Origin of the sequence: Cytobacillus mangrovibacter, from assembly GCF_042865275.1 — a bacterium.
Classification (GTDB): domain Bacteria; phylum Bacillota; class Bacilli; order Bacillales; family Cytobacillaceae; genus Cytobacillus; species Cytobacillus mangrovibacter.
The window spans coordinates 150153-170060 of the sequence record NZ_JBIACJ010000001.1 but is presented as its reverse complement, the minus strand read 5'-3'; the positions used below and the strand labels follow the sequence as shown (position 1 = coordinate 170060).

At 37.0% G+C, this 19908-nt stretch carries 20 protein-coding genes and 1 pseudogene; 4 read left to right on the top strand and 17 right to left on the bottom strand.

Features of this window, described 5'->3' with window-relative positions; genetic code table 11:
• Positions 1-17: 17 nt before the first annotated feature.
• Complete coding sequence (locus tag ACFYKT_RS00860) at positions 18-890, top strand: TetR/AcrR family transcriptional regulator (RefSeq protein WP_389214077.1); 873 nt, start codon at positions 18-20, stop codon at positions 888-890.
• A 98-nt stretch (positions 891-988) separates the two neighbouring features.
• On the opposite strand, the gene ACFYKT_RS00855 is transcribed toward ACFYKT_RS00860, so the two are convergent.
• The 12 genes from ACFYKT_RS00855 to rbsK form a co-directional block, all read right to left on the bottom strand.
• Positions 989-2131, bottom strand: a complete 1143-nt coding sequence (locus ACFYKT_RS00855) for a phosphomevalonate kinase (RefSeq protein WP_389214074.1) — start codon at positions 2129-2131, stop codon at positions 989-991.
• Positions 2132-2161: 30 nt separating this feature from the next.
• A complete protein-coding gene (gene mvaD, locus ACFYKT_RS00850) occupies positions 2162-3151 on the bottom strand; it encodes a diphosphomevalonate decarboxylase (RefSeq protein WP_389214071.1) in 990 nt (329 codons plus the stop codon).
• 13 nt (positions 3152-3164) lie between these two features.
• Positions 3165-4130 carry a mevalonate kinase gene (gene mvk, locus ACFYKT_RS00845; protein ID WP_389214068.1) on the bottom strand — a complete coding sequence of 322 codons (966 nt, stop codon included), beginning with the start codon at positions 4128-4130 and terminating at the stop codon, positions 3165-3167.
• Between the two features lie 36 nt (positions 4131-4166).
• Positions 4167-5522 (bottom strand): tripartite tricarboxylate transporter permease, encoded by a 1356-nt coding sequence (locus ACFYKT_RS00840; protein ID WP_389214065.1) that lies wholly within the window; start codon positions 5520-5522, stop codon positions 4167-4169.
• 3 nt (positions 5523-5525) lie between these two features.
• Positions 5526-5798, bottom strand: coding sequence for a hypothetical protein (locus ACFYKT_RS00835; protein ID WP_389214062.1), 273 nt, complete (start codon positions 5796-5798; stop codon positions 5526-5528).
• Between the two features lie 232 nt (positions 5799-6030).
• Entirely contained in the window at positions 6031-6630 is a 600-nt protein-coding gene (locus tag ACFYKT_RS00830; RefSeq protein WP_389214059.1) for an FHA domain-containing protein, read from the bottom strand.
• A 3-nt stretch (positions 6631-6633) separates the two neighbouring features.
• On the bottom strand, positions 6634-9096 hold the full coding sequence (locus tag ACFYKT_RS00825; protein WP_389214056.1) for a protein kinase domain-containing protein: 2463 nt from the start codon (positions 9094-9096) through the stop codon (positions 6634-6636).
• Positions 9097-9100: 4 nt separating this feature from the next.
• The gene (locus ACFYKT_RS00820; protein ID WP_389214053.1) at positions 9101-9847 is read right to left on the bottom strand and encodes a PP2C family protein-serine/threonine phosphatase; all 747 of its coding nucleotides are present in this window, start codon (positions 9845-9847) and stop codon (positions 9101-9103) included.
• Between the two features lie 4 nt (positions 9848-9851).
• Positions 9852-11060, bottom strand: coding sequence for a trypsin-like peptidase domain-containing protein (locus ACFYKT_RS00815; RefSeq protein WP_389214050.1), 1209 nt, complete (start codon positions 11058-11060; stop codon positions 9852-9854).
• A gap of 18 nt (positions 11061-11078) precedes the next feature.
• The gene (locus tag ACFYKT_RS00810) at positions 11079-12053 is read right to left on the bottom strand and encodes a PP2C family protein-serine/threonine phosphatase (protein ID WP_389214048.1); all 975 of its coding nucleotides are present in this window, start codon (positions 12051-12053) and stop codon (positions 11079-11081) included.
• A 301-nt stretch (positions 12054-12354) separates the two neighbouring features.
• On the bottom strand, positions 12355-12750 hold the full coding sequence (gene rbsD, locus ACFYKT_RS00805; RefSeq protein ID WP_389214045.1) for a D-ribose pyranase: 396 nt from the start codon (positions 12748-12750) through the stop codon (positions 12355-12357).
• Positions 12747-13655, bottom strand: a complete 909-nt coding sequence (gene rbsK, locus ACFYKT_RS00800; protein WP_389214042.1) for a ribokinase — start codon at positions 13653-13655, stop codon at positions 12747-12749. The genes rbsD and rbsK overlap by 4 nt, the downstream gene beginning before the upstream one ends.
• 119 nt (positions 13656-13774) lie before the next feature.
• Between rbsK and ACFYKT_RS00795 the strand changes: the two genes are divergently transcribed.
• Positions 13775-14395 (top strand): DUF3298 and DUF4163 domain-containing protein, encoded by a 621-nt coding sequence (locus tag ACFYKT_RS00795; RefSeq protein WP_389214040.1) that lies wholly within the window; start codon positions 13775-13777, stop codon positions 14393-14395.
• 578 nt (positions 14396-14973) lie between these two features.
• Positions 14974-16089, top strand: coding sequence for a tyrosine-type recombinase/integrase (locus ACFYKT_RS00790; protein ID WP_389214037.1), 1116 nt, complete (start codon positions 14974-14976; stop codon positions 16087-16089).
• Between the two features lie 55 nt (positions 16090-16144).
• Here ACFYKT_RS00790 and ACFYKT_RS00785 read toward each other — a convergent pair whose 3' ends face one another.
• Both ACFYKT_RS00785 and ACFYKT_RS00780 read right to left on the bottom strand, forming a co-directional pair.
• Positions 16145-17146 carry a glycosyltransferase gene (locus ACFYKT_RS00785; protein ID WP_389214035.1) on the bottom strand — a complete coding sequence of 334 codons (1002 nt, stop codon included), beginning with the start codon at positions 17144-17146 and terminating at the stop codon, positions 16145-16147.
• A gap of 238 nt (positions 17147-17384) precedes the next feature.
• Positions 17385-17492 (bottom strand): annotated as a pseudogene (locus ACFYKT_RS00780) (SDR family oxidoreductase); the annotation flags it as partial.
• A 221-nt stretch (positions 17493-17713) separates the two neighbouring features.
• Between ACFYKT_RS00780 and ACFYKT_RS00775 the strand changes: the two are divergent.
• Positions 17714-17878, top strand: coding sequence for a hypothetical protein (locus tag ACFYKT_RS00775; protein ID WP_389214031.1), 165 nt, complete (start codon positions 17714-17716; stop codon positions 17876-17878).
• 81 nt (positions 17879-17959) lie between these two features.
• Here ACFYKT_RS00775 and ACFYKT_RS00770 read toward each other — a convergent pair whose 3' ends face one another.
• The 3 genes from ACFYKT_RS00770 to ACFYKT_RS00760 all read right to left on the bottom strand — a co-directional run bounded on the left by ACFYKT_RS00770 (position 17960) and on the right by ACFYKT_RS00760 (position 19807).
• Positions 17960-18214 carry a spore coat protein gene (locus ACFYKT_RS00770; protein WP_389214028.1) on the bottom strand — a complete coding sequence of 85 codons (255 nt, stop codon included), beginning with the start codon at positions 18212-18214 and terminating at the stop codon, positions 17960-17962.
• A 12-nt stretch (positions 18215-18226) separates the two neighbouring features.
• On the bottom strand, positions 18227-18415 hold the full coding sequence (locus tag ACFYKT_RS00765) for a hypothetical protein (protein ID WP_389214025.1): 189 nt from the start codon (positions 18413-18415) through the stop codon (positions 18227-18229).
• 147 nt (positions 18416-18562) lie between these two features.
• Complete coding sequence (locus ACFYKT_RS00760) at positions 18563-19807, bottom strand: aminopeptidase P family protein (RefSeq protein ID WP_389214022.1); 1245 nt, start codon at positions 19805-19807, stop codon at positions 18563-18565.
• Positions 19808-19908 lie beyond the last annotated feature (101 nt).

Below are 19908 nucleotides of genomic sequence, written 5' to 3'. Positions count from 1 at the left end.
GAAGACTGGAGGATGGCATGAACAATCGAAAAAGGAAAGTTGCAGATATTGCATTTCAGTTGTTTGTTGAAAAAGGCATTCAGCAAACTTCTATTCAGGAAATTATTGAAAAAGCGAATATATCTAAAGGCACCTTCTACAATTATTTCTCCTCAAAAAATGATTGTATTGCAGAAATATTAGAATCACTCCGTTATGATGCAACCCAACAGCGTGCGGCGATGCAAATCGGTAAAGACCCACAAGATCGCAAAGTTTTTATTGAACAAATTACAATATTAATTCGGTTGAATGAGGAAAAAAATTTACATGCACTTTTTGAGGCGATTTTGCATTCTAATGAAACAGAACTGAAGAAATTAGTGCTGCAGCATCGAGTTTTCGAAATGGAATGGCTCTCCAATCGGTTTATCGAGGTCATGGGAGAAGAAATTCGAGAATTTGCTTTTGAGGGAACTATATTGTTTTATGGGATGCTGCAGCATATGTTATTTACAATACGAATCACGAATAGCCCGTATTCATTAAATCATTTAGTAGAGGTAATTTTGTCGTATATCGAAATCATTATGCCAACCATGATGAAGAATGGTAGCTTTATGCAAAATTATTCCGCCATTGATTTATTACGCACAAATGTTGATAAAAATGTAGTAACGAAAAAAGAATTAATGGAATTAGCCGATCGACTTTTGGAGCAATATGACTTTAATGAGGAACAACAAGATTTATATGATGTGATAATAAGCGAATTACAACGTGAACGCATAAGAAAGATCGTACTTCAAAAATTATTAAAACCGTTTAAACAATTATTTGATGAAACAACAATTGAACCGCAAGTAAATAGATTTACAAATATGGTTTGGTATTATTTGAAGGCCATATAAGGTTTTATTTGCATATTTAAAAAGTTTCGGGAGCCATGATCCATTCATGGCTCCCGTTTTAATATCGATTTTTCTCCTTACAGTTTTCAATTTTAGTATTAAAAAATAGCTAGATATTCTTCTAAAGACGGTTCACAGTTATATTCAGTAACTGACACACCCTTTTCTGAAGTTTTTAATTTTAATGGTTCTATATCTGCATTTCTCCAAGCCTTATAGAGTGCTTCTCTATGTTTATCTCCTTTCATGAAGACAATTCCGCAATCTCCGCCTCCAGCACCTGATGATTTACAACTGCCATATTTTTCAGCAGCAGACAATAAATCTTTAAGCTTTATGGTTTCAATTTTGATGCCTGCCTGTTCACCTAATGCCTTAAGGGCAAGGTGGTTTTCTGAGAGACTTGAGAGAGCTCCTATACAATCATTTTCTATAAAACTCTTCCGCAGCTTTTCAACAGCGTGTGAGCTTTCTATTAGAAATCGCTCATAATCCTCCGGGCGCTTACTTTGAAAGCTGATAATCTTCTTAAGAAGTGATCCGGTAGATGCTTCTTCTTTCGTCCAGCCGACACATAATGTAAGACATGAGGGTGCAATCAATGGGGAAATAGTTAAATTTGGCCAAGGCTTTTCAATTAGGTCGGTAAGTTTTGTCCTCTTCTTCAATTCATTTAATACCCATTTCGGTTGAAAAGAAGAATACATCAGCCATCCGCCATATGTGGAGGCTGCAATATCAATCCCCGATCCGCTCTTTTGTCCTTTTAAATGGGCAATCGCTGAGAGTTTAAAGACTTGTTCAAGAGGAGGGTTCTTATGACAATGCAGTTTTAATATGGCTGATACAACGGCTACAACAACTGCTGCACTTGAGCCAAGCCCATACTTCCTCCCGCTTATAGGATCATTAAGTTCACTAGTAATCGTTAAATGAAAAGGCTGCAGGTCAATAGAACGTTCCTGCAAAAATTGCTTTGTGACTTCAATCGAATGTTGAATAAACTTTAATCGCGGATCCGATAGGTTAAATTGAATCGTATTTCCTCTATTTTCCCATGTTAAACGATCGTAACCTAACATTGGAAGTAAAAGCATGTTTTCACTTCTTGGCTCGATCGTAGCTGTAATATAACGGTTAACTGCAATAACTACTGCTTTCTGCTTTGGTTCGAGAACAGCGTATTCACCGGCAATAAGAAGTTTCCCCGGGACTTTTACACGATAACCTGAATAGGTCATAAATGATCCCTCCACAAGTTGGTTGTTGTGTTAGTATTTAGAATTTGAAAGATAGGTGACACCAGGCCCTGGATGGCAAAGATGCACATCCTGAACAAATGGCAAATCCAACATTTCCTTACGTATATACTGCTCATCCTCTGGCTGACAGAGAATCTTTACATTCGGGCCAGCATCAATTGTAAAATAGGCTTGAATACCCGATTGCCGCAGTTCTTGAACTTTTTGCATGACATGATAAGTTGTACCCTGCCAATACATAAACGGCGGATCAGCTCCAAGTGTAGTAGCATGCATTTTTAATGCATTAGCTTCCACAACCTTTCCAAGCATCTCGAAGTCACGCTTACTAATAGCATTTTTTGCTGTTTGAAGGTCTTTTTCCGCCTCAGCAACCCAGTTCGAGTAAAATGGTGAAGACTCTACAGTCCGTTTCATACCATCTCTGCTTGATACTTTTTTAGGTTCAGAAGATAAAATTACTGAAAGAATGCTAAGATTCCAGTCTTGTCCGTCCATAATCGGTGAAGCATATGAATCCGTTCCGTCCTCCATTTCCCCTCTTTGCCACTCAACATATCCACCATAAATAGATCGGCAGGCTGATCCAGAACCTTGACGTGCAAGCTGTGATAATCCTTTTTTATCTAAATTAAGATTCATTGCTTTTGCAGCAGCGGCAGCTAACGCGGCAAAGCCAGAGGCAGATGAAGCAAGTCCAGCTGAGATTGGCACTTTATTCATTGTATTAACAATGGCATTTACTCTTTTTCCTGAGATTTCTCTCAATCGATCAAGAAAGCTAGTAATCTTTCTTGTCTCTTTTTCATCCATAAGTGAATGGTTAAGAAAAACTACATCTTTCGTAAGACATTCGCAAAACTGAACACTTGTTGTGGTGTAAAACTTATCTAGAGTTATAGATAAACTACTGTTCATTGGCAAAAAAAGCGATTCATTCCGTTTTCCCCAATACTTAATCAATGCGATATTTGTAAATGCTCTTGCGGTTGCTTTCATCACGATCCCTCTTTCATCTTGTAAAAAAATTCTTATCTCTTTTCAATTTAAAATACCAAGCATTTCGTGCCCCTTCTTTCATTAGGGCATTCGCCATCTCCTTGGCCTGAGAGAGATTTTGAGCTAGTGCGATCATGCAGCCCCCCTTGCCTCCACCAGTCAATTTGGCACCAAGTGCTCCTTCTTTTCGTGCTACATCCACAAGTTTATCAATCCCCTTGTCACTAACACCGAGCTGTGACAATTCGGTATGAGCTAAATCTATTAAACTTCCAAGTACATCCACATTACCTGTTATTAAAGCCTTTTTGGCTTCAAGAGAAATGGAGCCAAGCTGTCTTATCGATTTTTTTGTCATTACAGGTTTCAATTGATAATTTTCTTTTACAATGGATACTGCCCGACGGGTATCTCCTATCCTGCCAGTATCTGCGACAACTATAAAAAGCGTTCTGCCAATTTGTAATGGTTTAACTCTTTCCCCTTTTTGAAACCATATTGGAAAATGGCTTGAAGCTGCCTCCATATCAATTCCACTAGGGTTGCCGTGAGCAAAGGTTTCTGCTATATGAACAAGTGACATTAATACTTTATGACTCAGTGTTTGTCTATAAAAAGAAAACAAGCTTTTTACTACAGCTATTGCAATTGCGGCACTTGAGCCCAATCCTCTTCCGATTGGAATAGATGTATTCAGTCGAATCCATAAACCCTTTTGGGGCTTGTTTAAGACTTTTAAAGTTTCATATATACAAGCTCTGATTCCTTTTAATTTATCTGGAACCTGATCAAGAGATCCATCATAATACTCACAGGAAATCATCAATTCATCAGGGATTTTCTCAACGGTTGATACAGCCTTGACCAATGGAAAAGGAATGGCAATTGCAGGCATACCGTACACAGCCGCATGCTCTCCTGTTAAAATTAATTTCCCATGTGCACTGCCAATGGCTATCTTTTGCGGAAGTTGAATCATCTTACACTCACCTGCCTTTACTTGTTTGAAAATTGTTTAACCAACGATTTTTGATAGAATCCAAGGGGCTGAATAGAGCACCATAAACTGAACACCATAATTAATCCCCCAGCGGTGAAGAATCCCAGCAACTAATCCTATTAATAAAACACCACCAACATTAATCCAGCCAGCGTCCATAAATGATAGCAATATCACTAGGCTGAAAAACAATCCTAGCATCGCTTCATGTGGAATTCTTCTAAAGACAAAAGCACAAATTTGCTGGGAAAATCTTATTGTAATAAAGAATGTGATTCCGATAGCGATAGCCGCTCCAATGATTGTTGCCCAGACAAAATCCCCTTTAGATAAAATATGGTGCATATTATGTTCTAAGGAAAAAACAGGAGGTGCATTAAATAATGCACTAGCTGGTCCGAGCGCCATAGGTGATAATGGTACCCCTAATGCGATTAATGGAATTAATGTTCCAGCGATATAAGTTGCATTTGTTAGTGCTTCCATACATGCAATTGCAAGAGCTGCTTTTTTCTTCGGATCTTTTGTACGACTAGAAAATATTTCTCCTAAAAAAATCGTAATTCCAACAGGACTCATAATAAAAGTAATGGATCCTATCAATGAGGCTAATGCTCCCATACCAAGCTCTTTTTTCGTTAAAATTTTGAATGGGTTCGGAAATCCTTTTGATTGCTTTGTTTTATTTATAAAGATAGTCTTTTTATCAAATCGTTCGAGACTGTCCCTTTTTTCTTTATTTAACAGCTCAAATAAAGTTAGAATTACTGGACCAATTGTTATTCCTAAGAAGAATGAGACAAAAACATTTGTCCCCTCCGGAACGGCACCCACTCCCCAATATAAATAGCGCAGACCTTGAATCAATAATGCAAATGGAATGATCGAAGCAAGGGCAAGCCATCTATTTTTACACATGAGTGCTAAAAAGACCGCACCAATAAAAAATAATGGGTTGGCATATTCCTTAATCACATCTGCAATAGGGATTAATGCGTTAGCCAGCAGTAAACTGACAGGAACGGCTACAAGTGTACCAATCACTGAGCCTGAAGCCATTTTTCGAATGCTGACATCAGACAAGCCAAACTTTTTAAGAATGACAGCGTGTTCGACCATTGGGGTTGCCATCACACCTCCGGGAATTCCTGCGACGGCAACCGGAATCGAATCTGTTAATTTACAAGCAACAATGGCAGAAATAAAGAAGGTTAGTACAATGATAGGCTCTAAGCCAGAAAGCACTAATACTAAAATGACAGGTGCTATGGTTGCTGTTTCATCGGTACCTGGTGCAACACCTACAACGGTGTAAATAGCTGCAGCCAAAACTGCTGCTGCGATCATTTGAAAAATTAAAACATAATCCAATCCTTACTCCCCACTTTCCGACTCATGGAAAATCCTTTTTGGTTTAATTAAAATACTGCAAATAATAAAACCTATCACTGCCCCTAGTAATCCAAAAAATAATGGCTTGGGAGGTTCATTGGGTGCAATAAAATATCCTCCTAGTGTCATAAAGCTGCATATTATTAATGAAAGAACCAAGCTTTTTATGTTTACAAGATCCTCCCATACTTCAACATTCTCTTTTAGAGGTTCCTCATTTATAGGCGTGGTTCCATTGAGTTCGAATTTTTCCATCAAATAGACTCCTTTCATTAGCGCGGAATAGCCCAATGATAAATAGATTTTCTCATTATTCCGCTCAAGGCAATTATACTGAAAATGATTATCATTAATAATTGATCCAGGTCAAATTTTTGAAGTTTTTTCTAACAGCTGAATAAATTCAATCCCAGCAAAACTATTCAGCAACTAAAATAAAAAAGGCCAAGGAATAAACATCCCTTGACCAATATTACTTATACGCTTATTAAGCATCCCAATCAAACTGTTCGCTGCAAAATGGAACAAACATTAATTTGGTTTTCCCTAGTTCAATTACGTCATATAGCTTTAACTCGTCTACTGTGATGACTTCTTCATCATTTAAGTAGACTAAACCTCTTGAATCGCCTGGATAAATGCGGAAGAGTCTTTTCTTCGGACTGTAGCTAACAATGGCATGGTTCTCCCTAGATATAGCTTCATCCCCTGAAATGCAGATGTCCATTTTATCAGATCGCCCAATGAAATTTCGTTCATTCCGGATTCTGAAGTCTTTTCCTTTATCAGGACCTTCAATACAAACGAACCAACCAACAACGGGATCGATTCCCATTTGCTTACGGATCATTGCGACCGTTTTTCCATCACTTTGATGGCTTCTTTTCTCTTCTGGTCTTTTTGCAATAGTTTTCCCTAGTTCTGAATTGGGATTGGGATATATCCCTTGTGTTTTGACAGGGTCATCCCCTTGAGTTGATCGTTTTGGCATTGTCACATCAAGGTTTAAATCTATATTCACACCACAATGTGGGCAAAGGCTATGTTTTGTTTCGTCATAGTAGTGTCCGTTTGTACAGCGCTTCATAGCCTAACTCCCTTCTGTTTCAGTTGTAGAAATTAACCATTTGTAAGTTCCTTCACCTTGAACAAGATTGTGGATCATTATTGATTTAGCCTGATAACTTTGTGAACCATCTGAATAGGTTAGCACTTGAGAAACCTTTGCTCTTGCTGTATTTGCATTTACCTCAAGAATCTCAATACTCTCAATGACTAATTTAAAATTGTTGTATGCATAAAATAAATCTTTGATTGCTTTTTCTGTGACTGGATAACTACCTGATTTAGGATCAATTGTACTCATATAACCAGCAACATCCTCTTGCTCAATCGCAATTCCGTTGTCATAGATTGTCTTTTGAATCTCTTCTTCATCAGAGTATACTTCATCCGTATTTGCATAAATGGTTTCAATTTTCTCCATATCTGGGTGAGTAATGTTGAACTTTCTAAAATAATTGAAGTCTCCCAGCACAAATTCTTTAAATGATTGTTGTTCATTCACTTTTTCATCAATATTCTTTGTATATACATCAACAGCTGCATCGAATTGATCTGAGAATAAATAGGCATGGGCAAGATTTACTTTATAAATAAGGGTGTTTGGATTCAGCTCAATTGCCTTTTCAGCTGATGTAACGGCTTCCTCTGGCATTTGATTTAAAAATTGAATAAAAGATAAATCTGCGTATGAATTGGCTAATTCAACATGATCCTTTTGAAAAAGTGGGTCCTTGGTAAGCAGATCCTCGAGAATATCCACGCTACTCTCAATATCGATTAAAGCAAATTCAAAATAGCCTAAAGATCGCTTGGCAAGTGTGATATTCCTATCAAGCACACCCATGGAATATTGAGCATCAAAGTTTCCGTCTGCTTTATATATGATCTCTGCCATATCTCTAGCTTGTAGATAGTACTTTAATGCATTGAAATAATCCTTTTGCTTGTTTAATTCATACCCTTTATCCCAATATTCATAAACGAGTTTAAGATGCTGTGACTTTATTGCTTCTTCATCAAGCGGGAGTTCGATTCCTTTACTTACCTCCAGATTAATGACATCATTTTCAGTGGCTTGTTGATCTGCCGCCATTGATTGGGTTGTCACAATACCTTTTTTTACATATAGACTTTCCACATATGTGATCTCGCCAAGCTTTAATCCTTCATTTTGTAATAATGTTTTTGCATGATCTTCATAATGATTGACTAAATTGGGGACCGTGAGTTGTTTAATTGTCTCCTCAGCAATCTCTTCTTTTTCTTCACTATTCTGTTCGGTTTCGACTCGTGTTGTATTTTCTACAGGTTTTTCAGATTTATTTTCTGTGAGTGACTTAAACAGAAATAAAGAGCCAACGATGCCGAAAATTAATAGAAGGACGATTGTAGCACCTCCACCAATCCAAACCCATTTGGAAACTGTCTTTTTCTTTTGGGGGGTGGCTTGATCCTTTTTCTGAATCTCTTTTTTTCTCTCATGATTCATTACATTTGAGATTGGCTGGTCACTTAAATTCTGATCATCGAATAAATCTTGTTGGAAATCTGCAATGGATTGATATCTGTCGGTGGCTTTAACAGATAACGCCTTCATTAGAGCGGCCTCGGCCTTTTCTGGAATGTCAATACCTAATGAAGAGGGGGATTTAATTGTATCTTCCTCTAATCGATCAAGGGATTCAGGCGGCACATGCCCGACAATTGCTCGATAAAAAGTGGCAGCTGTTGAATATACATCAGTCCATGGCCCTTGTTTTCCTTTGCTTCGATATTGTTCTTCCGGTGCAAACCCAGGCTTTAAGATTACTGAAATACTTTTGCTAAACGCTGTCATTGCGTAGCGAGCTGCGCCGAAATCCAATATCTTTACTTGCCCTTCAGCTGTTATATAAATGTTATCTGGACTAATGTCGCGATGTAGTGTTCCCGTTCGGTGAACCTCCCTTAAGGCATCCATTACAGGAATCATGATCATGAGGGTGGTTTGAAATGGAATTTTCCCACCTTGGGATTCTAAATATTGTTTAAAATCAATCCCTTTAAGATAATACATCACTAAATATGCGGTTTCATTTTCTCTAAAAAAGTCTCGAACGCCAACAATACCCGGATGATTATTAAATTGTGCCAATGTTTTTGCTTCATCTAAAAAGTTGATTAATCCATTTTCAAAATGGGTTGTTAATTCTCCTGAAAAGACAGAAACCATTGTTTGTTCGGGGGCTCTTGTTGCAAAGTCACGTGGCATATATTCCTTTATAGCAAGCTTTGTATCTAAATTCACATCATAGGCCAAATACGTAATTCCGAAACCGCCATGACCAAGCACCCTACCAAGAAGGTACTTTTCTTGTAATATTGTGCCAGGCGGCAAATGCTGTGGTGATTCGATGGGGGAATTGACTTCCCAGCCGCAGTGGGGACAAACAGGTTCTGATCCTTTATCTTCCATACAACCAAAACAAAGATGGTCATAATCCGCCATTATTTCACCTCATTGCTATATGTTTATTCTTGTTGATTAGTATGGTAATCGCACTATAATTGTCATGTTTTTTTGTCATACGCTTAATTACTACCGCTTCCATCATTTGCAGCCATTCCTGAGCAGAAGAGGCTAGTAATCTTGTACTCTGCATTTCTTCTTCCGAGACTACTTCCCAAAAACCATCCGAGCATAACAAGAAAGCATCTCCATGTTGAAGTGGCAATCCTTCTTTGTTAACAGTTGGCTTTGCCGCTCCCTCAGCACCTAATACACGATAAAGCCGATTCCGGTCTTCATGACTGCGAATTTGATCTGCGGTGATTTCGCCTGCGTTCACAAGTGCCTGGCATACACTATGATCCTTTGTTTGTACAAGCAGTTGTCCATCTCTAAAGTGATACAAGCGTGAATCTCCGACATGAGCCCAATACGCACAATCATTCAAACAAGTTAATACAACAATCGTTGTTCTCATCGACTTTCTTGCAGCAGAGAGTCTTTGCTGCTCATGAATAGCCTTTTGTGCATTTTCAATACCTTGTTCTATTGATGGATGATCGTCATGATGGTTATATACTTTTATAATGCTTTCTGCAGCTATCTTTGCAGCAATCTCTCCAGCATTGTGTCCGCCTAATCCATCGGCAACAACCCAGCAGCCGCTATTGTTTAATTCAGAATATGCAGCGTAATCTTGATTGACTGCCCTTCCCGCTTTTTTAGATAGAATTGCTGTTTGAAATTGCATATACTCAACGCTCCCAACAGACTTCAAACATATTTTCCCTTGAGCTTAAATAGAAACGATCACCTGGACGTAATTGCGTCACCTTTCCTTCTGGGATTCTTTCGCCAGATTGCAAGTACGTTCCATTTGTAGAATGATCTTCAATAACAAAGGACTGGCTATGCTTGTCGAAGTAAATCGTACAATGCTGTCTGCTGATTTCTTCCATTGAGAGTGGATAAACAAGCTGACACTGCTTTGCGTCACGGCCAATTTTTAAATCACTCTGATTTAATTCAATCACCTGTCCTGCGAAATATCCTGACAGGCCCTTTATGATTGGTTTTTGTGAAAGCGCAGCTGAATGATCTGGTTTCTTTCTTTTATTTCTGAGTAATAAAACAAAAAGCATAACAGCTGCTGCTAAAATAAGAATGCCAAAACAAGCAATACCTAGAATTAACCAAAGTAAATTTGAATTCGTTTTTTTCTCTCCTTCATTTGCTTTCAAGTATTCAATTCCACGTGATTCCAATATCGGAATTAACTCCTCAATCTTAACTGCTCCATTAATTCCGGAAGCAGTAGTGACGACGAATGTATTAATTCCGATTACTTGGCCATGCTCATTCAATAAAGGGCCACCGGAGTTTCCAGAATTTATGCTAACATCTACCTGAAAAATCCCTCTTCCACCTTGCGTAGAAATTTTGCTGATGATTCCCCTCGTGATTGTGACGTCATCAGGATCACCCGAAGGAGTATCATCAATTAAATCAGCATCTCCAGGGAATCCAAGTGCATACACATCTTGACTCGCTATTGTCTCTTCGCTGTTCCCAAGCTCCATTGGCGGTCTTTTATATAAATCCTGTGCTAATTCAAGTACAGCAATATCCTTGACTTTGTCATATGCAATGACAACGGCATTTATTTGGTCTTCCTTTGAGAGAAGGATGGTAACGCCCTTGAGATTTGGCTCGACAACATGGTAATTCGTTACAATATGACGGACGGGCTCATTTGATCCAACGGCAAATCCGCTACCGGTATACATCCCGCCATCTAATCCGTAGCAAATAATTCGAACAACACTATGACGAAGCTCATCTATTGATCTTGTTTCTGCCATTGCTGGTTTTGTAAAGAAGAAAACAAGGATAACTGAAAATAATATAAGTGTCGATTTTAAGAAAGGGCTGCCTTTTTTCTTAACTGAATGAACGATTCCCATCACCCTCTTCCATCTCGTTTATTTAATTGACAAAAGTGCTATGGTTGCATTATCCTGATTAGAAATTTCTTTTGAAATAACCAAGTTAATCAAGTTTTCAGCTATATCCTGGGGAGAATTGGTACAGAAACCTTCAATCATTTCCATTTGAGTTAATGAACCATAAAGACCGTCACTGCAGAGGATAATAGCATCTCCTTTACCGAGAGGAACGGACTCTTTAGCTATGTCTATTTGCTCCAACCTTTCCAATCCTAGAAAACTAGTTAAACTCGCCCTTTGAGGATCATTCGCTGCTTCCTCAAAAGTAATTTCCTGATTTGCTGCCTTTTCATCCAATTCTTTAGCATAGATATGATCCGAGGTTAATTGTGTTAACTTTTCCCCTTGTTTTAAATAAATTCGACTATCTCCAACAGATAACCAGTACAATTGATCTTTTAATACAACTGTGGCAATAAGCGTGGTTCCAACATTCCCCATCATGCCATTTTGACGTGCAAACTGTACAACAGAATCATTGGCCTCCTTTAAAGCAGATAGAAGCTTATCAGAAATATGATGTGTTTCAGAAGAACTCAAGTAGTGATGCAAAAAAGTCTGGACTGCTAATTGACTTGCTTCTTTCCCACCAAGCATGCCACCCATCCCATCCGCCAAAATGGCTAATACCCCATATTCACTTGTAAATGATTCATCATTTAAATCGGAAAAAGCGAAGGAATCTTGTTGTTCTGCACGTTTGCCAATTGCTTGTGCATTTCCAGGAATAACGTTAAAGGGAGGGTTTTGAATAGTGATTGGATCTTGTGGATGATTTCCATTGTTAGAACTTCGCAGTTTTCCTTTCTTATTGTTTATATTTTTGCGCAGCAGATAAACAAAAATAAATAATAAGAATGCAATGATTAGATATCCCCACCAAGGAATAAGAAACGCCATTCCGAAATTAGAATCCTGGAGAGATGGGCTTGCAATGAACCGTAATTGCACCTCAGTCGTACCCCTTCCATTAACAAAATTCAAAATGCTTGGAAGTATAGATATTCCTCCATGGCTGAAAAGTGGCGGACAATTGAGATTATTTTACAAAAAAACGTTAATTACATATGTATGTTGTTTTTTATCATAAATTGCTTATCCATATACAAAGTAATCAGACTAAAATGTTTTCATGGTAAAATAGCCAATTCTTATATACCGAATGATTTCAATGTATAAGCTTAGAATTATGTTTAAAATGAAAACTGCCGCTCAGATGAACGGCAGTTTTCATAATAGTTGATTTACATTATCAGAAAATAACTCCTGCATGTAAGATAATGTTTGCATATGGAGTTACTTCACCAGTTCGAATGACTGCTTTTGCTTTTTTCGTTTGTGCTTTAAATTCTTCATGAGAGATGTAATCGATTGGGATGTCATTAAGAATTGTAGAGACTTCCTCATTGATCCGTTTGTTCTGATCCTTTATTTCAGTTGCTAGCGTTACTTTTTCAACTTCCATATCTTCCAGCAACGTTTCTAACGTTTCAATAAAGCTTGGGTCCCCTTGTTTTAGAGCCAAATCAATTCGAATCGTTTCATCTGGAATTGGAAGTCCGCAATCTGCAATAACAATCGTATCGGTATGACCAAGTCGGGAAAGCACCTCAGATATATGACTATTTAATATCCCTAATTTTTTCATCGTATTTCTTCCCCTTTTTGCTTTAGGAAATCCTCAACCTCGAGGAGGGTTGGCATACCGCCTTGGGCACCAAATTTTGTTACTGATAGAGCAGCGGTTGCGTTAGCGAATCGGCAGGCTTCTTCAAGCTCATAACCGATACTTAGGCAATAGGCAAGAGCGCCATTAAAAGTATCTCCAGCCCCTGTCGTGTCTACAACATCGACGTTAAAACTAGGAATTTGCAGTGCATCCCCGTGTAAAATAGAAACCCCTTTTGAACCTTGAGTGACGATGCATTTTTTTGTGATTTCGTTTCTTTCTTCATCTGTCCAATCAAAAGAAGTTAATAGCATTTCTTGTTCATGCTCATTTGGTGTTATATAGTCAATTTTTGAAAGAAGCTCTTTTGATAATGGCTGAATGGGCGCAGGATTTAAAATGATTGTTGCTTTATGCTTGCTAGCAACTTCGACTGCCTTCTCAACAGCTTCAATAGGAATTTCAAGTTGAAGTAATACAACATCGCTCTCAGCAATCATATCTTCAAATTTTTCGATATACTCGGGTGTGATATGATAGTTTGCACCTGGAACGACAATGATACTATTATCACCATCAAAAAGTGTAATTGAAGCGGTGCCGGTTGACGTTTCGGTAACCGGTTCCACATTTTCTATATTTATACCTTGTTTTGCCAAATGCTGTTTTAACTCCTGACCAAATGTGTCAGCTCCAACACATCCGATTAAGTTGACATCTGCTCCTAATCTTGCAGCAGCAACAGCTTGGTTTGCCCCTTTTCCGCCAGGGATGGTGTGAAACGCTTTTCCTAAAACCGTTTCTCCTATTTTTGGAAGGATATTTGTATTTGTCACAATATCCATATTAATACTGCCGATGACCGTGATTTTCTTTTTTGTCATCCTTTTCACCTCAAAACCTTAGTAGATTGACCTATTTTTAAAGACACTTTCCCTTCAATCATATCACCTCTTCCTTCCTTTAGGAATAAGATGGGTAAAAAAGAAAAAGGATGGGGAAAATGCCTGTTTCATTGCCAGTAAGTATTAAAACACAGAAGATTAGTAGTGGGAAGGATAAAAATGTATTTTATCCTCAAGTTTTTGATATGAAAAATAAAAGTTTAGAACAATATATCAATCATAAGATTGTTCATCAAACCCAGCAGCTTATTAACGAGCTAGTTGGTGGGGTACCATCATCAGTTGTTGAAATGATCGGATCTTATAAAATCAAAAACAACCAACGTGAAGTTCTTAGCCTGTCACTCTCAAATTATACGTACCATTATCATGCTGCACATGGGATGACTATTATCAAATCATTGACATTTGATTTAAAAAAAGGAAAGCTTTGTGAGCTAAAGGATTTATTTAAACCAGGAAGTAATTATGTGAAAAAGCTCTCTGCCTTGATACAAAAGCAAATTAAACAGAGAGATATTCAGCTTCTTGCTCCATTTACTGAAATTAAGCCAGATCAAGATTTTTATATTGCAGATAAAGCACTTGTCATCTACTTTCAACTTTACGAAATAACACCTTATGTAGTTGGTTTTCCGATGTTCCCGATTTCAGTCTATGATCTGCAGGATATTATTGATGAAAATGGTCCCCTTGGTAGAATGGCAGAAAATAATTAAATTGTATAGATGATCGTTATTGTCCCCTTTCTTTGCTTCAATTTCATTGATCTTACTGCGATCAATGTGAATATTAATATCTCAATATAGCTAAATAAATGTAAAATGCCAAAAAATACGGGTTTAGACTAAAAATATATTATTTTAATATAATGTAAATGGTTATTTGTATGAGGTTTATGAAATGTTAAATTGCTTAAGTATCAATAGAGTATCTATACCTTTCTGCAGTATTCTTAAAGCTAATGCTATCTTCAAACTTCCTAACAAATATGCTAATAAAACTAATAACCTCTATTACTCTTACTTACAAATTTATAGAAAAACTTCTAGCTAACCCCAGTTTTTTGTGGTGTTTAAGAAAAGCCCTGTGTCGAAACGAATGTCCAACGGTATTAGAAACAAAAACTAATTTCGTCTGAGGGTAAATCTCCGACATTGAATAGATTGCAAGTTTTTGTGAAAAAATCTCATAGGTAGAATGAATATTCTATGATAAACTATAAGTAAAGATAATTAAGTATTATCTTTACTATACATAATAAAGTTATAGTAAATTAAATATAGGAGAATTCATCATGAAAGATTTGCCTATTCTTAATCAATTGACAAGTGAGCAATATTTAGTGCAATTACGAAATAATTTAGAACATCGACAGCTGCTTGATGAAAATCGAAATCTTTCCCTTTCTGACAGTTCTGAGCAAGACTTTTTAGAAATGTTCTTTTTAGAGAAAATATTTATACCAGATAAGCAACGCTCTCCTCACACAATAAAAGCATACCGTTCGGATGCCAAAACATTGCTTATCTTTTTAACTGAGTATTCTTTGAGTTTTCGGGACATAGGCTTTCCAGAAGTAAAAGCCTATAATAAATATATTAAAGAAAAGTATGCTCCTAAGTCGGCTATAAGGAAATTGGAGTTTTTTCGAAGATTATTAGACTTTGGGTATGAAACGCAATTTTACCAGGCCCACCTTTCCACTTGGATAACAAAACCATCATCAAAAAAAGGACACTATATAATAGAAGAAACTCAACCAGAAATGCAAACCCGTGTCCAAGTTAGAGAATTAAATCAGAAGGATGCAGAGTATTTGCTTTCCTTCTTTCCAAGAATTGTGAAGACAAATCAGAATCGTGAGCAACTAGAAAAACGTAATTTATTAATTGGTTATCTTCTCTATACAACAGGCCTTCGTGCAGGTGAATTATTAAGTTTAAATTGGGGAAGTTTTCGTTATAATCGCCAAGGTTATCTATATGCAGATGTGATCGGTAAAGGGAATAAGCCGAGAACCATTCCTATTAAGGAAGAGTCTGAAAAACTACTATTTGAGTATAGAAAAAGTCTTGGGGAGTCAGTTGAAATAAATCCAGAAGATACGAGTCCGCTTTTCTTTGCTTTATATAATAAGAAAGAACCATGTGAACATAAAAAACGGCTAACCTATCCGAGTCTATATAAAATCGTAAAAGAGGCCGTTCATTTGGCCGGTAAACACCAGAAAGTTTCTCCACACTGGTTTCGACATACCTTTGTAACTATGCTGCTTGAAAATGATGTTCCGCTTGCTGTTGTAAAGGACTGGGCTGGCCATTCAGATATCTCGACAACAAACATCTACTTGGAACGTGTGAATCAAGATAACGCTCATGTTCATATGCAAAAAGTAAATCTATTTAGATAAAATGTGAAAAAGTCCAATTAGTGTCGTTCCACTAATTGGACTTTTTTCGGCTATATTAATTTGTGATCCATTCATTAAAGAAGTTGCGGTACCCCTCTTTCATAACTGTATTGGAAAAGGCATCAAATGCATAATCACGATTTTCTTTCGATGCTTTTATTGGAACGGAGGCAGCCATATTGACCAGCTCAAACCAATTTTTTTCATTGCCAGAAAATGAATGTTTGGCACTTATATGATCGTAACAAGGATGTTCAGGTTTAACAACAATTTTTCCCATTGCCAATGCTTCTGTAAGAGGCATGGCAAAAGTGTCGAATTTTGAACAGCTCCAGTACACTTTGGAAGAATTCATTAAAGTGAAAATTTCATCCTGAGAGAGAGCGAATTGTAGTTTTACATTGCTTGGAATTTGATATTTTTTCATGCTTTCTCTGTAACGCTCACCACCAAATACCATGAACACTTCTTTATCGGGATTTCTTCGAGCATATTCAATAACTAAATCCGGCCGGCGATTTTCCTCATCCCTTCCGATCCAAAGAATCCGATTATCTATCACTTCAGCTGGATTATAATACTTTTTTGCAAGAGTTTCGTTAAAACCGATGGGGATCACTGTTACATCATTAACACCAAAATGACGAGCCATTTCCTTTTTCAGAAATTCTGTCTGAACGATGGCCTTGTCTACAATTTGGTAAAACGGCTTCATCATATCATACCCTGTTAAGGCAGGATCAGGAAAGCTGTGTGGAAACAGTACACTATTTTTTAGAAACATTTTTAAATAAGTAAAACCAGAAACGGTGTAGATTACATGCTCTATTTTTTTGGAATAGATCTGATCTAAGACAATGTCATAATTGACAAGATCTCCTTTTTCATGCTCATATCCTGGAATCCAATCATAACCGCTTACATGCCGTTCTGGAGAGATAAATACGATATCAATCCCTAATTCTTTCCCAATTGCTTGTAGGCGTTCTGCAAAAATACGCGGGCCTTGGGCTTCTGCAAATTGAATTTTCCTCATTACTAATCCTACTTTGGTCATTTATATTCTCCCTATCATTATTCATTACTTTCAACTAGCATATAAATCTTACCATATATACTTCAATCAAAAAAACACTTCAAATTTAGTCTGAAGTGTTTTCAATCGTGACAAAGTACAAATTTGCTTCACCAACTAATATGATTAAGTCTTCTGTATAATGGATATTCATACGTGCAGTTCATTTTCACTCCCCTATGTAAAATATAGGTGTGCTAAAAATTTCGAAAGGAAGCACTTATGAATTGGTTGATTCACCACCATCGACATGCAATACCTGTCCTGTTACTAAGCGGGAATCATCTGAAGCTAAGTAGACAAATGTTGGTGCAACTTCAAATGGCTGCCCTATTTGATTGATACCTTTTAATTTCTAGTAACTCTTCTTCTGTTGGCATTTGTTTATTAGGATTGTTTTCTCTAGGCAAATGATAAACCTCCCCATGGTTATATCTCCTAGGTACTTTATGACTGATAGGCTGGTTATGTGCGTGTCTAAAAGATGAAAGAAAGACTTGCTCCATTTGAAGAGGCAGAACGTAGTATAGTAAAAAAGAGGTGATATCATTGCAAGTTGAATTCAGCCCAATGGTGAAGTGGCTTTTAATGAATCAATCAGAGGATAAAGTAAGAATCAAATATATGAAACATAGTTGGCTTTTGCCAGTTATCAGTGAAAGGCCTCCTTATTACACAAATCCCCGTTATGAACCGTATTATCCCCTATTATAATACTAGGAATTTCAGGCCGTTGAGAAATCTCATCGGCCTGATTTAATAGGCATATCTAAGTTCGAAAGGCTTGCCTTAATTTTATTGACCAGAGGTTAATTCGGATTGTATCTGTTGAATTTCTTCCTGTGATGCAGGTTGTGCGGGCTTATAATGGCCATTTTGGAGCGCGTAACTATACACAGTCCGTTGGCGAGATTCATCCCCGTTTCTTAATTGGATTAATGTCTGTCTAAGCTCCACATTATTAGCATCACTGATATAGCCAGCATAACTTTTCAAACTAGCGTTTAATCCATTTAAGTAATCATTGACAATATCCTTATCCTGAAGCATATGGATCCCTCCTTAATGTAAAAACGATAATAGCTGCTGCTGGGATTGTTTTGCTGCCTGCGCATCTCTTAGAAGAATTGTTTTTAATTCAGGATCCATTGCAGAACCGGCATACGTTTCTAATTTGTTCGCGATCATCCCGTGTTCACCAATGATTCTGCGTAGATTTTCCACTTCTGTTTGAGTTAAAGATTGATTCATGACAAATCTCCTTTCCAAAGAATTCAAGGTTAGTATTTCCCGCTAACTCGGATTGAATTCTGGAAATTACTTGATAAAGTAAAGGAAATCATCTTCATTTTTATTTGGAAATTAGACCATAAATCTTGTAATGGACAGCTTTATTCATTATTTCTTCATAAAAGCTTCAATATCCTCTACAGAACGAATGATATCACTAGTAAGAACTTCATGGCCCTCTTCAGTCACTAACACATCATCTTCAATTCGAATACCAATTTCTTCTTCGGCAATATAAAGTCCCGGCTCTACCGTAATCACCATACCTGGCTGTAAAATTAAATCTTTATAATCTCCGACATCATGTGTATCTAGTCCAAGAAAATGACTAACACTATGATAATAGTAATTACTGATTTCAAACTCTTCCTTGATCAAACCCACTCGGATACACTCATCCGCAAGTATTTTCTTCGTATGTTCATTCAATTGAGCAAAAGGAATACCCGGTTTTATAAGTGCAGTTGTTTCCCTCAATGCTTTTAAGACGATATTATAATAAGTTTTTTGTTTTTCTGTAAATTTTCCGTTTACGGGAAAGGTATAACTAATATCTGCATTATAGTATTCAAATTGAGCCCCTAAATCTAGTAGGACAAGGCTTCCATTCTCCGCAGTTGCATTATTCTTTTCATAATGAAGAACTGTCCCATTTTTGCCGCTGGCTACAATGGTTGGAAAGGCATGCTCCCTGACGCCTTCAAAATTTAAGATAAAGTCAAAATGAGCTTCTAATTGATACTCTTTCATACCTGGTGTTGCATTTTTCATTAGATTTCGAATTCCATTTTGAGTAATTTCAATAGCTTTTTTGATTTTTTCAATTTCCTCTGGTTTTTTATATACTCGAAGCTCGCTAATTGCCGGATAAATATTATTAATGCTGGCAAATGGATAATTGGCTTGGATTTGACTAGCAAATTGTTGTGCTTTTGTTGTTGTTGAATCAAGTTCTCTTCTCTCAAGATCTAAATAGATATGTAAGGACTGTGCTTTAAATAGAGTCTGGGACACGATGGATTCAAATTGATCAAGATACAAAAGATCCTTAATTCCTGAAACTTCAATTGCCTCAGTCATTGTTATTGATTTTCCAATCCATTTTTCTAATACTGGATCAGACTTTTCGATAAAAAGAAATTCTTCTATTTCACTTCCATTTTTTCGAGCTACAAAAATAACATTTGGCACATCAATCCCTGTTAAATAATAAAAGTTTCGATTCGGAACAAAATGGTAAGCTTCATCTGCGGATTTATGTGGAGCTTTTCCAGCAAACATTATAAGAAGAGATTGATCTTCTAAATTCTCATATAAATTTTTCCGATTATTAATAAAGAAATCCTTTTGCATACTATTCCCTCTTTTCAAAAGATATAATCTAAACCATATAATAGATCATAACATAGGATTGAATATTTGTTCTTTCCCAATTTCATTCATACAAAAATTAA